Origin of the sequence: Pseudomonas sp. KB_15, from assembly GCF_052114525.1 — a bacterium.
In the GTDB taxonomy this organism is placed as follows: Bacteria; Pseudomonadota; Gammaproteobacteria; order Pseudomonadales; family Pseudomonadaceae; genus Aquipseudomonas.
In genome coordinates this window covers 1-367 of sequence record NZ_JBFREX010000354.1, presented here as the reverse complement: position 1 = coordinate 367, position 367 = coordinate 1, and the positions used below count along the sequence as shown (strand labels likewise).

General features: G+C 67.6%; 1 protein-coding gene. It reads right to left on the bottom strand.

Annotated features, from left to right (window positions below; all coding sequences use genetic code 11):
- A partial coding sequence (locus AB4Z35_RS31260; protein WP_442101334.1) for an ABC transporter substrate-binding protein occupies positions 1-367 on the bottom strand: 367 nt, incomplete at both ends.

Here is a 367-nt window from a genome sequence, read left to right as displayed (position 1 = left end):
GGCCATGACCAGGAACTTCTCCTGCTCGTTGAAGGCCTGCAGCGCGAAGATGCCGCCCGAATGCGGCACGAAGACGGCCGGGGTCTTGTGCTGCTGCACCAGGCGGCGGGCGTTGATGGCGGCCTCGGCCGGCGCGTACTTGTCGTCCAGCGCCACCACTTCCAGCTTGACCTTCTTGCCGTTGACGGCCAGGCCCTGCGCGTTGATCTCGTCCACGGCCATCTGGATGCCAGACAGCACGTTCTTGCCATACAGCGCGGCGCCGCCGGAGAGCGGGCCAGTGTAGCCAATCTTGACCACTTCCTGCGCGAGCGCGGGCGTGGCGGCGAAGAGCGCGGCCACGGCGCATGCGGCCAGCGGGAAGAAA